At 44.2% G+C, this 14025-nt stretch carries 16 protein-coding genes; 6 read left to right on the top strand and 10 right to left on the bottom strand.

Annotated features, from left to right (window positions below):
* Nucleotides 1-81: 81 nt before the first annotated feature.
* Together ACSW3C_RS03285 and ACSW3C_RS03280 are read right to left on the bottom strand one after the other, a co-directional pair.
* The gene (locus tag ACSW3C_RS03285; RefSeq protein WP_486560909.1) at nucleotides 82-522 is read right to left on the bottom strand and encodes a YlbF/YmcA family competence regulator; all 441 of its coding nucleotides are present in this window, start codon (nucleotides 520-522) and stop codon (nucleotides 82-84) included.
* Nucleotides 523-609: 87 nt separating this feature from the next.
* Nucleotides 610-2052, bottom strand: coding sequence for a UDP-N-acetylmuramoyl-L-alanyl-D-glutamate--2,6-diaminopimelate ligase (locus tag ACSW3C_RS03280; protein WP_486560907.1), 1443 nt, complete (start codon nucleotides 2050-2052; stop codon nucleotides 610-612).
* Between the two features lie 77 nt (nucleotides 2053-2129).
* Between ACSW3C_RS03280 and ACSW3C_RS03275 the strand changes: the two genes are divergently transcribed.
* A complete protein-coding gene (locus ACSW3C_RS03275) occupies nucleotides 2130-2870 on the top strand; it encodes an amino acid kinase family protein (protein WP_486560905.1) in 741 nt (246 codons plus the stop codon).
* Here ACSW3C_RS03275 and ACSW3C_RS03270 read toward each other — a convergent pair.
* Nucleotides 2851-3936 carry a CAP domain-containing protein gene (locus ACSW3C_RS03270; RefSeq protein ID WP_486560904.1) on the bottom strand — a complete coding sequence of 362 codons (1086 nt, stop codon included), beginning with the start codon at nucleotides 3934-3936 and terminating at the stop codon, nucleotides 2851-2853. The two genes, ACSW3C_RS03275 and ACSW3C_RS03270, sit on opposite strands and share 20 nt — an antisense overlap.
* Nucleotides 3937-4264: 328 nt before the next feature.
* Between ACSW3C_RS03270 and ACSW3C_RS03265 the strand changes: the two genes are divergently transcribed.
* On the top strand, nucleotides 4265-4630 hold the full coding sequence (locus tag ACSW3C_RS03265) for a YugN family protein (RefSeq protein WP_238084305.1): 366 nt from the start codon (nucleotides 4265-4267) through the stop codon (nucleotides 4628-4630).
* Nucleotides 4631-4734: 104 nt separating this feature from the next.
* The gene (gene ytvI, locus ACSW3C_RS03260) at nucleotides 4735-5793 is read left to right on the top strand and encodes a sporulation integral membrane protein YtvI (RefSeq protein WP_486560903.1); all 1059 of its coding nucleotides are present in this window, start codon (nucleotides 4735-4737) and stop codon (nucleotides 5791-5793) included.
* Nucleotides 5794-5838: 45 nt separating this feature from the next.
* On the opposite strand, the gene ACSW3C_RS03255 is transcribed toward ytvI, so the two are convergent.
* The 7 genes from ACSW3C_RS03255 to cyoE all read right to left on the bottom strand — a co-directional run bounded on the left by ACSW3C_RS03255 (nucleotide 5839) and on the right by cyoE (nucleotide 12357).
* Nucleotides 5839-6300, bottom strand: a complete 462-nt coding sequence (locus ACSW3C_RS03255; RefSeq protein WP_486560902.1) for a DUF420 domain-containing protein — start codon at nucleotides 6298-6300, stop codon at nucleotides 5839-5841.
* 31 nt (nucleotides 6301-6331) lie between these two features.
* Nucleotides 6332-7246 carry a cytochrome c oxidase assembly factor CtaG gene (gene ctaG, locus ACSW3C_RS03250; RefSeq protein WP_486560900.1) on the bottom strand — a complete coding sequence of 305 codons (915 nt, stop codon included), beginning with the start codon at nucleotides 7244-7246 and terminating at the stop codon, nucleotides 6332-6334.
* A 148-nt stretch (nucleotides 7247-7394) separates the two neighbouring features.
* Nucleotides 7395-7742: a cytochrome C oxidase subunit IV family protein gene (locus tag ACSW3C_RS03245; protein ID WP_238084314.1), complete on the bottom strand. Its 348-nt coding sequence runs from the start codon at nucleotides 7740-7742 to the stop codon at nucleotides 7395-7397.
* 1 nt (nucleotide 7743) lies between these two features.
* A complete protein-coding gene (locus tag ACSW3C_RS03240) occupies nucleotides 7744-8370 on the bottom strand; it encodes a cytochrome (ubi)quinol oxidase subunit III (protein ID WP_486560899.1) in 627 nt (208 codons plus the stop codon).
* Complete coding sequence (locus ACSW3C_RS03235) at nucleotides 8370-10244, bottom strand: cbb3-type cytochrome c oxidase subunit I (RefSeq protein WP_486560898.1); 1875 nt, start codon at nucleotides 10242-10244, stop codon at nucleotides 8370-8372. Before ACSW3C_RS03235 ends, ACSW3C_RS03240 begins: the two co-directional genes overlap by 1 nt.
* A 32-nt stretch (nucleotides 10245-10276) precedes the next feature.
* Complete coding sequence (coxB, locus tag ACSW3C_RS03230) at nucleotides 10277-11341, bottom strand: cytochrome c oxidase subunit II (RefSeq protein ID WP_486560897.1); 1065 nt, start codon at nucleotides 11339-11341, stop codon at nucleotides 10277-10279.
* A gap of 98 nt (nucleotides 11342-11439) precedes the next feature.
* Nucleotides 11440-12357 carry a heme o synthase gene (gene cyoE, locus ACSW3C_RS03225; protein ID WP_486560896.1) on the bottom strand — a complete coding sequence of 306 codons (918 nt, stop codon included), beginning with the start codon at nucleotides 12355-12357 and terminating at the stop codon, nucleotides 11440-11442.
* Between the two features lie 323 nt (nucleotides 12358-12680).
* On the opposite strand from cyoE, the gene ACSW3C_RS03220 reads away from it, so the two are divergent.
* From ACSW3C_RS03220 to ACSW3C_RS03210, 3 genes are all read left to right on the top strand, one after another.
* On the top strand, nucleotides 12681-13595 hold the full coding sequence (locus tag ACSW3C_RS03220; protein ID WP_486560895.1) for a COX15/CtaA family protein: 915 nt from the start codon (nucleotides 12681-12683) through the stop codon (nucleotides 13593-13595).
* A gap of 151 nt (nucleotides 13596-13746) precedes the next feature.
* Nucleotides 13747-13875, top strand: a complete 129-nt coding sequence (locus ACSW3C_RS03215; RefSeq protein ID WP_486560893.1) for a hypothetical protein — start codon at nucleotides 13747-13749, stop codon at nucleotides 13873-13875.
* On the top strand, nucleotides 13845-14025 hold a 181-nt coding region (locus ACSW3C_RS03210), incomplete at its 3' end, for a hypothetical protein (RefSeq protein ID WP_486560891.1). The genes ACSW3C_RS03215 and ACSW3C_RS03210, both read left to right, overlap by 31 nt.

The raw sequence follows: 14025 nt of genomic DNA, 5'->3' as shown, positions 1-14025 counted from the left end.
CACAGAAAATCAGATGTCTCTGACTTTCTGGATAGCCTTATTGTCTTCTTTGTTTCGTGCAGAATCACTTGGATTATGCAATCAAGCCGAGCAGGAACAACTTCCACCCGACCCGCATCCGCCTTCACAGGAGGTCGTGAACAAACCATTGCCCGCAGGGACTTTTACCGCCAACGAAACAGACTGGGCGATGATTGTGCTAACTTCATCCAGCAACTGCTGTACATCATTCTCGGACAGACGCAAAGCAGCGACCTGTTCGTTGACATCGAGTGCCCTTTTGTCGGCACGGATGCTTTTCATTACTATATTGTAATCCGGATGGTATTTTCCGAAGCGCTGTACTTCTTCGTATCGTTCTTTCAAATCTGTAAACGATTGAATCGCTTTCACCAAATTCTTATCCGTGTAAACTGCCTGGCTCGCCCTCCGATATTCCGCCGCGACATCAGAACGCAATATCATCTCGGAGAGTTCTTCCGCGCATTCGATGATGTTCAGCCATTCATCCGTCATCATCATTGAGACAACCCCTCCATTCCAAGCAATTATACCAAAGAAATGGGTTCCCCCGCATCTTTTCTGAACTACTCTTTTCCAACAGGCTCGTTATCTGTTCTGAAATGCCTCTGCCGCTACCTCATAATCGGAAAATGGGAAGACTCCTTCTTTCGTGTATTGTGTCTTCTCATGCCCTTTTCCAGCGATTAGGACCATATCTCCGGTTTTTGCCAGTGCAATCGCTTCGTAGATGGCCGTTTTTCGATCTACCTGGACACGCACATTTTCCTTCATACGTATTCCTTGTAATATTTCTTCAATAATTTGAGATGGATTTTCCGATCGCGGATTATCCGATGTAATGATAACTTCCGTCGAATACATTGAGGCGACTTCCCCCATTTTCGGACGCTTGCCATGATCTCGGTCCCCGCCGCAGCCAAAGACCGTAATCAGATTCCCGGAACACTCGCCTGCTAATGCCTGCAGTACATTTTCGAGCGCATCCGGTGTATGGGCATAATCAACATAAACGGTAATGCCATCCTGTTGAAGTGATTGCAATCGTCCTTCAGGCAACTGCAGTGATTGACTTAGCGGAAGAATGTCTGCCAGTTCGTAACCAAGTACACGCAGTACTGCCAGGGCTGCAACCGCGTTCATTCGGTTGTGCCTGCCCGGGAGCTGCAGACGGATCAGCTCCTCATCAATCTGCTCCCCGCAGATCGTTCCATAGTCAAAATAATGGACAGGCACCTTCGCATCACCCACCATTTGTTTGCAAATCTCATCTTCCGAATTGGCAATCAACGTTTTCGCCTGATACGCCAATATTTTCTTGGAATCTAAATATTGCTGCTTCCCTCCATGCTCCTCATAATGATCGATGCCAATATTAAGAAATACGCCAATATCAATGTTGCAGTGGGCTAATCTGCTTGTGGCCAGCCCCATGGAGGAGGCTTCCAGGAGAACATGCGTCACACCGGCATCCACAAGGTCTTTCAGCAGCTGATGAAAATGTTCCGGAGGCAACGTTGTCATTTCTGGGTACGAGGTGACAGTTTGATGGCCATCAATGAAAATACCCGTCGTTCCAATGACTGCCGTTTTCACATTGGCCATCTGTAGCAACTGGCTGGCAAAATACGTCACCGTTGTTTTACCGTTCGTTCCTGTAACGGCCACTATAGTCAATAATTCCGACGGATTCCCTGCCAGTCTTGCACTCGCATAAGAAATGAATTTCCTGCAATCCGGGACAATAATAAGCGGGATGGACATTTGATCCGTCATTTCCATCGCAGCATTGCGATCAATCACAATACCACAAGCACCTTTCTCAATCGCCTCCTCGACATAACAGATCCCGTCCGTCTTCCCTCCCTTCCTTGCTACAAACAGGTACCCTTCGCTTATCCTTGTCGAATGCTCAGTTACCCCTTTTACCTCGGTATGAATACCTCCAAGCACTTGACAAGGCCAGTCTTTTAATAGCTCCGAAAGTAACAGAAGTCCTCTCCCCTTTCCCGAACAAATTTGAATCGACACGAATATATTGAGAGCGAACTATACTTTATCGTATGTAGGGCAGTAAACGAACGTCACGAAGAAAGTTGGGGGCCGAAATGATTGTTCAGAAGTTTGGCGGCGTCGCCATGAAAGATAAACAAACGAGAGAAAAATGCATCAGGCATATCGCTGCCGGTATCAGGGATCATCAAAATGTCGTTGTCGTCGTTTCAGCAATCGGCAGAGGAAGTGATCCCTATTCCACCGATAGCTTATTGCGGCTGACCGATGCTTTCAATTTTTCCAAAGCGGCATCAGATTTGGCCGCGTCTTGCGGTGAAATTATCGCCTCTGCTGTATTATCAGCCGAGTTAATTGAGGCGGGCATCGACAATCAAGTCTTGCACGGCATCCATGCAGGCATTTGGACAGAAGGAGAATTTGGCGACGGCATCATTACAGATATTGATCCGACCATGATTATTGATGGGTTGAAGGAATCCGCTTGCATCATCATCCCCGGCTTTCAGGGAGTCAACGAGCGTGGTCAGATTATGACAATCGGCCGCGGAGGCAGTGACTTGACCGCTGTTGCATTGGCAGCAGCATTACAGGCCATCCATGTGGAGTTTTTTAAAGATGTGCCAGGCGTTATGACAACCGATCCAAAACGTTCGGCAGAGAGTAAAAAAATCGACCGCCTCACCATTCCGGAATTACTTCCGCTACTGGAGGAGGCGCGTCCCATCATCCAGAAACGCGCTGCTATTTATGCACATAAAAAATCGATGCCCCTATACATAAGAGGCATCGATACGATTGAAAAAGGAACGTGGATCATTCCGTATTCGGATTAAGGCTTTCTTTCTTTTTATTTTCGGTCTGGATAAAGTCCTGCGTATAATATTTGCCGTATACCCCAGTACCTAAATGTGTAAAATCGTTATCCAGCAACACTTGACGGTGAGCTGATGAATTCAGCCAACCATGCACCGCTTCAATGGCATCCACATAATTGAATGCAATATTTTCGCCGGCTTTGCGTTGCACAATGCCCGAAGTTTTCAAGCGGTCGCTAAGCGTGCCGGTGGAAGGGGATTCGTTCGAGAAATAATTCTCCAGAGCCATATCTTTACTATGTTCTCGTGCCAGGACACCAAGCCAATAATCGTTTTTCAACTCGGTCAGACCATGATTTTTCCGATATCCATTTGTTAATTCAAAAACTTGTCGTTCCATGGCACGGTCCACTTCCATTTGCATGGAAGCTGAAGGCGGAGAAATACTGATCATTTCTCCGCTATATTCCATATCATATGGCTGATGAATTACCAGAGTCTCAGGCTCGATAAAACGGATTCCTTCAATCTTGGCATCCTCTTCATCGACGTATACTTGAGCATACAAATCCTTGAATTTCACGAGCGCCCGATTGGCAATATCCTCACTTTTTAATGAAAACATATATAGATTAGAGCCTAGCTGCACATCCACTTCCGATTCTATAATCGTTGAGCGATATACTTGATTGACATCCTGGCCGATTGTAAATGGGCTCATATCCACTTGGCTATCTGCACTAAACACTTGATTGATGTGGTCCCCGCTCACACCGGCCATAAAATATGGCTCTTCCGAATAAATCCACCAATCATAGCCGTATGCGGACGGCTCAATTCGGTCGGGATCTCCATACTTCTTAATGAGCTGGTCAGTCGTTTTACCGACAAAGATGGATAAGCCTTGGTCAGGCCGTTCTGCTCCAGCAACCTGGCTATTCAATTCTTTTTCTGGAACCGGTATTGCCGTGCCGTGCTTGACAGGCGATTCTAATGGTTCATTCTCTTTTATACGCGTATCCATCAAATAAAATAGGCCGAGAAGGATGACGAGTAACAGAGCTATTTTCCAAATAACTTTCACTTCGACTGCGCCCTACTTTCGATTCATGATTATTAGTACTACTTTAACATGAGAGAGAATGAGTTTTACACCCTTTTTGCTTATTTCGGCATTTTTCAGATAACAATATGTAAGCTGCGGCAAATAGATTCCAATTCAACTGTCAATAGGACGCCTTGATTGACATCGAAGTTCTTGAATACATAGTAGCCAAGCTATCGGTGAAACCACTTGAAATGCTGTACGAATCCTGCATGACACAATGTTGTCATTGCAACTACCGGTAATTTGTTCTATGATTATGAAGTATAGGCAAATGACTGGTTATGAATGAAGGAGGATTTGAATTATGGACATTCTAAATACTGGAATCGAAGGCATCGTTGCCGAATTGTCCGTTCTGGATGAAGTTATGACAAAGCATGATCTGATCCGTGCGGGTCAATGGGATTATGAGCGGGTGACGTATGATAAAAAATATGTGATCAAAGAAGGCACTTATTATTTGCGTGTTTTCGGTTATACACCCGACGAGGATATCGGCACACGTGAAGCCGTCATCCATTTGAAAACGCCGGCTGTGGGCAAGCATTACTATCCACATGGTGTTGAATACGGAGAAGACGAAGTCTATCCAGAAGGCTTGATCAAAGACTGCAAAGCGACGCTTAAAGCAGTGTATGAAGAACTTCAAACTTTTAATTTGGCAAAATAATTCGTTACAGCCGGGGAACGACAGGTTCTCCGGCTTTTTTTGCCTATTCATTCCTCATTTTTTTGGTTATAATGGAAACAATGAATTAATTGGAGGAATTGCCGTTGTCCCGTTGGTTTACAAAACGAATTCTCATTTTTGCGATTTCCATAATAGCTCTCATTCTGATCTGCCTGTTCATTTTGCCTGTCTCCGTACCAATCATTATTGCCCTGCTTACCGCCATGGTATTTGAACCGCTCGTTAAATTGGTTGAATCAAAATTCAAGTGGAAGCGGAAAGTTTCCGTTATCACCATTTACATCTTTTTTGTCGCCTTATTAGCAGCTCTACTATACTACACTGTCAATTCCCTGATCGGTAAATTGATTCAATTTACAAAAGATGCACCGGATCATCTAAATAAGCTCTCTGGTGTCTGGATTGATTTGCAGAGCAAGATGTCAAATTATACAGCCGGCATGCCTCCTGAATTCGTAAAAGCCATTCAAGATGAATTTGATAAAATGATCGTGTCCCTTCGGAATTCTTTAACCAGTTTGTTAAGTTCCGATAAGATCATGACATTGGCAGGCGAAATCCCCAATTTCCTTGTCAGCTTGATCGTCTTTATGATTGCCCTTTTCTTATTCATGCTCGAATTGCCGGACTTAAAAAAGATGTTCTTCCGTCATTTAACCGACGATACCGCGAAGAAAGTCCGATATATGATGTCTAAATTGAACTCTGTCTTCTTCGGGTTCATGAAAGCCCAATTGCTTGTCAGCCTGATCATCCTAGCCGTCACATTTGTGGGCCTTCTCGTAATTACTCCAAAGTATGCAGTCGTCATGTCGCTGATTATTTGGATCATCGATGTTATCCCAATATTGGGATCAATCATCATACTCGCTCCCTGGTCGCTGTATCAGCTTGTTAGCGGAGATGTCGGAATGGGAACGAAGCTGGCTGTTCTTGCAGTCATCCTGCTCATTATCCGAAGAACGGTAGAACCGAAAGTGATGGGGAACCAAATTGGCCTTTCCCCGCTACCAACATTAATTGCAATGTTCATCGGCTTGAAGCTATTTGGATTTCTCGGCTTCTTTATCGGTCCGCTCATTGTCATCCTCTTTAACACAGCCCGTGAAGCCGGCATTATCAAAATGAATTTCAAGATATGAGAAAGCACAAAAAACGCGCGCCTTTCGTAAAAGGCAGCGCGTTTTTTATAATCCTAAAATAGCTTTGATGACGGAAGTTGTCTCCCCGCCGTGGTAAAAAACATACAGAAGCAAGTAGACAGCAACTCCTGTAATCGCAGTGAAAAACCAGATAATGCTGGTCACCGGTCCTAATTTCCGGTGTCGTATCAGATTGTTTTTGAACCCTGCGACAAGTGTGAAAATCCCTAAGACGGCACCGACAGTCGCCAAGGTAATGTGAAATATTAAAAAGATCGTGTAGTAAATTTTCAAATGTTCTGGTCCGCCGAAAGCAGTGTTGCCAATGAACACCGTTCGGGAAAGATAGATGATAAAAAAGATCAATGCTGATACAGCAGCAGCTATCATTGTTTTTTTATGCGCTTCAATCTTTCTTTGTCGAATCAAATTCCAGCCAATTGCAACAAAAATGGCGGATAACACAATAAAAAAAGTACTAATCGTTGGCAATAAAGGAACGTTCATTTGGAATCCCCTCGTCTAGAAATTGTGCAATTTAGTTATGATACTCCAGGTTTTGACGGTCAATCAATGCCTTCTTCGTAATTTCATCGGCATTCATCTGCTCGTCACGATACCACTGGATAAAAATCTTTCCGATCACAACAACATAAATCAGCTCCTGGATCACTTTCATAATGATACCACCCAATTGCTGGTCATATAATGTTGGCATATTCGTAAAGAGCTCAGGACCGGAAATGGATAAGCCCGACAAGGTCCCTGGCGGAACACATAGTGCCATCGCTTTCAACCAAGCTTCCCCGCTATAGTACGTTTCGTACACAGGCACGTCCACAAAAATGATAAGTGAACATGCAGGTGTTATAAGAATAGCACTTAGAATAACATAGCCAATTTTTTTCAATCCATGTAGCTTTGGCTGGCTTTCGAGTGTATTAACAATTGGCCACCAAAGGAATAGTGCAGCTATGAATAAAGTGATGGTAAAAACAGCATGAAGAACGAGACTGAGCTTAACATAATCCAAAATTAACGGATAATGATATAACGAAAACATCAGTGTGAAAACCATCAGGCTAATAATCGGTTTGGTAAACAACCGGACGATACGGTCAATGATTGAAACGGATAAGACCTTTTTCCAAATAAAATCCGGAATGCCGATGATGAAAAACGGTGCGACAATTAATAACAGGATGGCCATTTGTGCCATATGGACAGAGAATAGAATATGTCCGAGCAGATCCATTGGAGATCCTTTTACCACGTAAAGAAGAAACATGGAAAGCAGAAAATAGGTAATTTCCCTGCGGGTCACCTGTTCACTGCCTTCAAACCGATTCCTCCATTTTTTCGTAAGCAGGAAATATAAAACAATACCAGCCAGTATGAAGAACAAAAAATAAGGACTCCATAAGGCACGAAACCCAAAAATACTTAAAGGCATTATGCCATCGCTCCTTTTTCAGACTACCCCCATTATAGAACGTTCCGTCTTCGATGACAATGAACGAACTTTGACATTTGCAATTGTACGAATTAGTCATGCAAAATCATAAAAAACTCCACGGATTTGGAATCCGTGGAGTTTTCGATTACCACCAAACAATCGTAGCGAAAGTCAATGGAATGAGGAAACCGAATAGCGCTCCTGTAAACATGAACATTTGTGGAATGCCATGGCCTTTTTCACTCATATGCATGAAATAATACAACTGTAAACCGACTTGGACAGCCGCGAAAAGCATCAGCATTGGAACAACGAAGTATTTGGAGAAACCAGCTACCCCACTTTCAAATGCGACAACCATCGAAAACGAAATAAGAGTCAAGAAGATCATGAGGGAAAACATCATGATTTGGCCTTTCATCGACTGCTTTGCCCGTTTCTTCAACATGGCCTGCTCAGCAGGCGTCCTTTTGTAAACTTCGATCTCTGCCATCTTAACCTATCACTCCCATCAAGTAGACTACAGTGAAGATGAATACCCACACAACGTCAATGAAGTGCCAGTAAAGCGAGAAGGTGTAATACTTAGTTGCATTATAAAGGTTCAAGCCTCTTTTCGCATTACGGAAAATAAGTAATGTGATCCAAACAAGACCAATCGCAACGTGGAAACCGTGAGTTCCTACCAATGTGAAGAAGGACGAACTGAATGCGCTGTTGCCAAAAGTAAATCCGATTTTCACATAGTGGGAGAACTCATATACTTCAAGCATAAGGAAGCCGAGACCAAGCAATGCTGTGATTGCAAGCCAAAGCTGCATCTTTTTGAAGTTGTAGTTCCGAAGGTGATACATAGCATAAACACTTGTTAAAGAGGATGTTAAAAGCAACATCGTCATAACAAAAACAAGTGGCAATTCATAAAGTTCTTGCGTGCTAAACCCGAAACCACTTGGCCCGGAGTTTTTAAGCGCGATATACGTCGCAAACAAAGTTGCGAAGAGAATTGTTTCCCCCCCAAGGAATAGCCAGAAGCCGACAAACTTATTTTTTGCTTCAAGTGTCGCTTTTTCCGGATGATCAGGCCATGTTTCTGGAGTGAATTTTTTATTCAAATCCATTATGCTTGACCTCCTTTGCGCTTCATATCACGAAGCAATTCATCTTTTTTAATGTAATAGCCAGTGTCATCAATCAATGAACGGGCCGACATGCAGACAAATGTGAAAGCTAGACCGATGATAAGAACTGGAAGTCCCCAGCTTGTTTCCGTACGGAACATCGCACCGAAACCAGCAACGAATAAGCCAACGCACATCAAAAACGGAATGATGGAACCATTCGGCATGTGAATATCCTTAACAGGCTCCGCTGCTGTATAACCGGCTTCATTTCCTTCCATTTTCTCGATCCACACTGTATCCAATCCACGGACAAGCGGTGTTGTCGGGAAGTTGTAATAAACAGGCGGAGATTCAATCGCCCATTCAAGTGTACGTCCGTCACCCCATGGGTCATTGGAAACTCTAACATTTTTAACAGATGTAATAATGATGTTAATGACGAGTACAATAACGCCGATTGCCATGAGAATAGCACCGATCGTACTGATAAAGTTCGCCATATTCCATCCTTGGCCGTCCATGAATGTCCATACTCGGCGCGGCATACCCCAGAATCCTAACCAGTGCTGGATAAGGAATGTCATGTGGAAACCGATGAAGAAGAACACAAATGTCACTTTTCCAAGGCCTTCATGCAGCATGGTACCAAACATTTTTGGCCACCAGTAGTGAGTCGCTGCCAAGATCGCAAGCACAACCCCACCAACGATTACGTAGTGGAAGTGGGCAACGATAAAGTAAGAATCGTGCAATTGATAGTCAAGTGGTGCAGCACCTTGCATGACACCTGTAACTCCACCCATTACGAATGATGGGATGAATCCAAGCGCGTACAACATTGGTGTCGTCACTTTGATGCTACCGCCCCACATAGTCAAGAGCCAGTTGAAGATCTTAACCCCTGTCGGAACAGCGATCGCCATTGTAGCAACCGCAAAGATTGCGTTCGCTGTCGGTCCTAAGCCAACTGTGAACATGTGGTGAGCCCAAACCATGAATCCGAGGAATCCGATAAGGACAGTCGCGAATACCATGGATGGATAACCGAATAGACGTTTCCTTGAGAATGTAGAGAAAATCTCAGAGAAAATACCGAAGGCCGGCAAAATTAGAATGTAAACTTCAGGGTGACCGAAAATCCAGAAAATATGCTCCCAAATGATCGTGTTACCACCCATCGCATGATGGAAGAAGTTACCTCCGAACATACGGTCAAATGTCAAGAAGAACAAACCAACTGTCAATGGAGGGAATGCGAAGAGAATCATCGCAGACGCTACAAACGTCGTCCATGTAAACAATGGCATACGCATGTAAGTCATCCCTGGTGCACGCATATTAATGATCGTGACCAGGAAGTTGATCCCCGCCATCAACGTACCACCACCGGCTATTTGAAGCCCGATAGCGTAGAAATCAATACCATGGCCAGGTGATGCAAGGGATAGGGACGCGTAAGAAGTCCATCCTGCATCCGGCACTTCACCGTAAATCCAAGAAATGTTCAGGAATAATCCTCCGAAGAAGAACATCCAGAAACCTAACGAGTTAATAAATGGGAACGCAACGTCCCGTGCTCCAATTTGAAGCGGTACTATGGCATTCATAAATCCGAATAAAATCGGCATGGCCGCTAAGAAAATCATCGTCGTTCCGTGCATCGTGATCAAGTCATTGAAAAGTCCCGCACTGACGAAATCGTTGTTTGGCTTATGGAGCTGCCAACGGATCAACATCGCTTCGATTCCGCCGACAACGAAGAAGAATCCGCCTCCAAGGAAGTAAAGGATTCCGATCTTCTTATGGTCGACTGTTGTCAGCCAATCCCATAGCGTTGCGCCAAAACCCTTTTTTTGAGCAACTGAACTCACTTTGTTACCTCCTCTACAAATTCAAGTGGAAATTATTTTTCTACTGATAATCCCATTAAGTATTCAGCCAACGCGTCCAGTTCTTCATCTGAAAGCTGATCTTGGAAAGCTGGCATTGTGTTGCCCGGTTTATGTGTTTGAGGATCTTTGATCCAATCGATCAATTTTTCCTTTGTATGGTCCATATAACCGGCAATTCGATTGCGATCCCCAAAAGTAGCAAGGTTCGGTCCTTGAGCACCGCCCTCTCCAACTCCTGAGTTTGCATGACAACCGATACAGCTCTTTTGGAATACTTCTTCACCTTGCGGGTTCGCTACAACTTGCTCATCTTTCGTCGCTTGCATTGCAGCAACCCACTTATCAAAATCAGCACGAGGCATTGTCTTTACTTTGAAATCCATCAAAGCGTGAGACGGTCCGCAAAGCTCCGCACACTTACCGTAAAAGACGCCGTCCTTCAGGTCAGTGGAATCTTTGTCAAATTTCAAATAGAATTTGTTGACGTTTTCAACGTTCGTATCCATCTTACCGCCAACTGCCGGAATCCAGAAGGAGTGCTTTACATCAGCAGCAAGTAGGTTGAAGTAAACCTTTTCATCTGTCGGTACAACGAGTTCCTGTGCAGTTACAATTCCTAGATCCGGGTATTCAAATTCCCACCAGTATAATTTAGCTGTAACATCGACAACTAGATTTTCAGGATTCCCTTCATCATCAACTGCTCCCATTGCTGAAACATCTCCAAGTTTATACGTGTAATAAACTGTCGGTACAGCAAGAAGCAAAATAAGAAGAATCGGGATGATCGTCCATACAAGCTCAAGCGTATGGCTTCCTTCCACTTGTTCAGGAATATGATCTTCACCTAGTTTCGAACGTCTGAAACGGAATAGGGCGATCAGATAGATTGCTACTACAACAATAATGACCAGTAACATGATTCCTGATGATAATAGCAGTAGATTGAACTGATCCTTACCGACCTGACCAGCCGGAAGAAGCGTGGAAAGTTCTTCTTGTCCACATCCTGCAAGGAAAACCGTAAGAACTGCTAATAGAGAAAAGAGACGCCATTTTTTGAGTCCTTTCATCATCGCTTCGTATACCTCTCTTTCTAAAAAATGTTTTCTTTTACTGAGGACGCTAGACCTCTCTATAATGAATTCCTGTCAAAAAGAAGAAATTCCCGCCTTTAAATGAAAATAGAAAAGATGATCATGGAGACAAAAAGGATCGTCATGTAGTTCAAAGAATAAACGAACATGGAAGTCGCCCATTTCAGATCCTCTTTTGCTTTAAAGCCTTTGATCGCTAAGTATAGCCAGCCTACATTCAATAGTGTGGCTAGGATGATGAATCCGATGCCAAGTTCAGATAATAGGAATGGCAATGGGAATAAGATCAGAATCCATCCGAATATCGATCTCTTCGTTCTTGCAAAACCTTTTACAACTGGCAGCATCGGTATGTTCGCGGCACGGTATTCTTCCGTTCTTCGCATAGCAAGCGCATAAAAGTGCGGCGGCTGCCAAGCGAACATGATTAAAAACAAAGCCCACGCGCCCATTCCAAGAGACGGTTCAACTGCAGCCCAACCAATCAGCGGCGGAATCGCGCCTGACAAACTTCCTACTACTGTATTGCCCACATGTTTCCGTTTGGACCACATGGAATAGAGCACAACGTAGCTGAAAATGCCAGCAAGCCCCAGCCATCCTGCTGTAGCGGATGCAAGGAACAGCATGATTTCTCCAATTGCCAAGAAAGTGAGTGCAAGTGCCAACACAGCCGTCGCATTGAATCGCCCAGTCACCGTCGGACGTGATTTTGTCCTTGACATGATGGGATCAATATCCCGGTCAATCAAGTTATTCAAAGCTGCAGACCCGGCAATGATCAAAGCAGTACCAAGCAAGGCATAGATAAGCAGATCCAAGTTTTGGATGAAGCTCTTATCAGCCAGCCGGATTGCCAAGAACAAGCCTGTAAATGTCGTTATGAGATTTGAATTGACAATGCCGATCTTAATGAGTGCTAGAAAATCTTTTAATAAGGAAGCCGATTCGACGGACGTTTCAGTGGACGTTGATATCGTTCGACCGTTTGACATAGTTACCCTCCTTTCCATGATGTCGGCAATAGCCACTATATTTAACTATATCGAAATCCTGCGCTGATTTCTATACTTAAACAAAAAAACAGCTAAGAATGCGCAATACTTCGACATAATTACCCCTTCACCCTATCTATAGTAAATCATTTCCGTATACCTTTTGTGAAGTTAAAGGGGCTTTTTTATGAACAATTTGTGAAAAGGACATAGAATGCTCACTTTTCACCCAATGGACGTTGTTTTTTGCCGGCTTTTTCGCTATCATCAAAAAACAGGGCCTTTTTGCACGATGGTCATCATTCACAAAGAAGGTGCTAAATTTGCGTTATCATAAATATTTGAAGTGGTTTGCAGTCGCCTCCACGATCGGGATGCTTTTAATCCTCCTCGGCGGTGCGCTTGTCACAAAAACAGACAGCGGCATGGGCTGCGGCCGACATTGGCCTGGCTGCAACGGACAACTGATTCCCGATGAAATCACACCAGAAGTGCTCATCGAATTCTCCCACCGGTTAGTCACCGGAGCAGTTGGAATCTTTATTCTCATCTTATCTGTGTGGTCGTGGAGATCGATCGGCCATATACGCGAGACAAAATTCCTTTCATTCATGGCTTTATTCTTTTTAATTCTTCAGGCACTGATTGGAGCTGCCCAAGTACTATGGGGCCAAGGAGACTTTATTCTCGCTCTGCATTTCGGCATATCACTAATTTCATTTGCCTCCGTGTTCCTGTTAACACTTCTGATTTTCGAAGTGGACAAGAAGTTCGATGCGGACAAGATTATCATTGGTAAAAAAATGCGATGGCATACGATTGGCGTGACAATTTATTCTTATCTCGTCATCTACACCGGAGCACTTGTACGGCATACCGAATCTGAACTTGCCTGTACCGACTGGCCGATGTGCCGCAATGGAGACTTCCAGCTTCCCGCAAACTTTTGGGAATGGATCCAAATGAGCCATCGATTTGCCGCAGCATTGATTTTCATCTGGATTGCCATCATAGCTCTCCATGCGTACCGGAACTATAAAAACTCCCGTATTATTTATTGGGGATGGATCATCGCTTTCATCCTTGTCACTATGCAAGTCCTTGCAGGAGCATCCGTTGTTTTGACTAGACTTAACTTGTATCTGGCTTTGCTGCATTCCTTGTTTGTCACATTGCTATTCGGTTTGCTGACTTATATGGTATTGCTAATTTCACGAAGCCGCCAAAGGGACAAATAATATGGAAAAGGGACTATCTCGATCGTCAGTGAAGCTGACTTTCAGGATAGTCCTTTCTTAATGGCTGGCTTCATTGTTCCATAGGTATCCCCTGTCGAAACACAGGGATTTAAACAGTTACTGAGAACGGACGAGCACTTGGAAGGAAGATATGAGTAGACGCGGGATGCGTACGGCAACGGATACGAGCGGTTGGACGAATATACGAGTGGTTCGGCGGCGGATACGAGCGGTTAGAGGAATATACGAGTGGTTCGACGACGGATACGAGCGGTTATGAGAAATATACGAGTGGTTCGGCCGCAGATACGAGCGGTTAGAGGAACATACGAGTGGTTCGGCGGATACGAGCGCTTGGAAGAATATACGAGCAATTGGGCGAGGGATACGAACGGTTGTAAGAATATACGAGTGGTTCGGCCACGGATAT

The organism is Sporosarcina sp. AD_1 (assembly GCF_057373025.1).
Note: the sequence above shows the minus strand (reverse complement) of the source record. Positions and strands in the feature narration are given on the sequence as shown.

Bases quoted from the DNA above. Each gene is read 5' to 3' on its own strand.
- ACSW3C_RS03275 (WP_486560905.1), top strand. From the start codon at position 2,130: ATGATTGTTCAGAAGTTTGGCGGCGTCGCCATGAAAGATAAACAAACG.
- ACSW3C_RS03215 (WP_486560893.1), top strand. From the start codon at position 13,747: ATGAGTAGACGCGGGATGCGTACGGCAACGGATACGAGCGGTTGGACG.
- ACSW3C_RS03285 (WP_486560909.1), bottom strand. From the start codon at position 522: ATGATGATGACGGATGAATGGCTGAACATCATCGAATGCGCGGAAGAA.
- ctaG (WP_486560900.1), bottom strand. From the start codon at position 7,246: ATGCCTTTAAGTATTTTTGGGTTTCGTGCCTTATGGAGTCCTTATTTT.
- ACSW3C_RS03265 (WP_238084305.1), top strand. From the start codon at position 4,265: ATGGACATTCTAAATACTGGAATCGAAGGCATCGTTGCCGAATTGTCC.
- ACSW3C_RS03245 (WP_238084314.1), bottom strand. From the start codon at position 7,742: ATGGCAGAGATCGAAGTTTACAAAAGGACGCCTGCTGAGCAGGCCATG.
- ACSW3C_RS03255 (WP_486560902.1), bottom strand. From the start codon at position 6,300: ATGAACGTTCCTTTATTGCCAACGATTAGTACTTTTTTTATTGTGTTA.
- cyoE (WP_486560896.1), bottom strand. From the start codon at position 12,357: ATGTCAAACGGTCGAACGATATCAACGTCCACTGAAACGTCCGTCGAA.
- ACSW3C_RS03240 (WP_486560899.1), bottom strand. From the start codon at position 8,370: ATGGATTTGAATAAAAAATTCACTCCAGAAACATGGCCTGATCATCCG.
- coxB (WP_486560897.1), bottom strand. From the start codon at position 11,341: ATGATGAAAGGACTCAAAAAATGGCGTCTCTTTTCTCTATTAGCAGTT.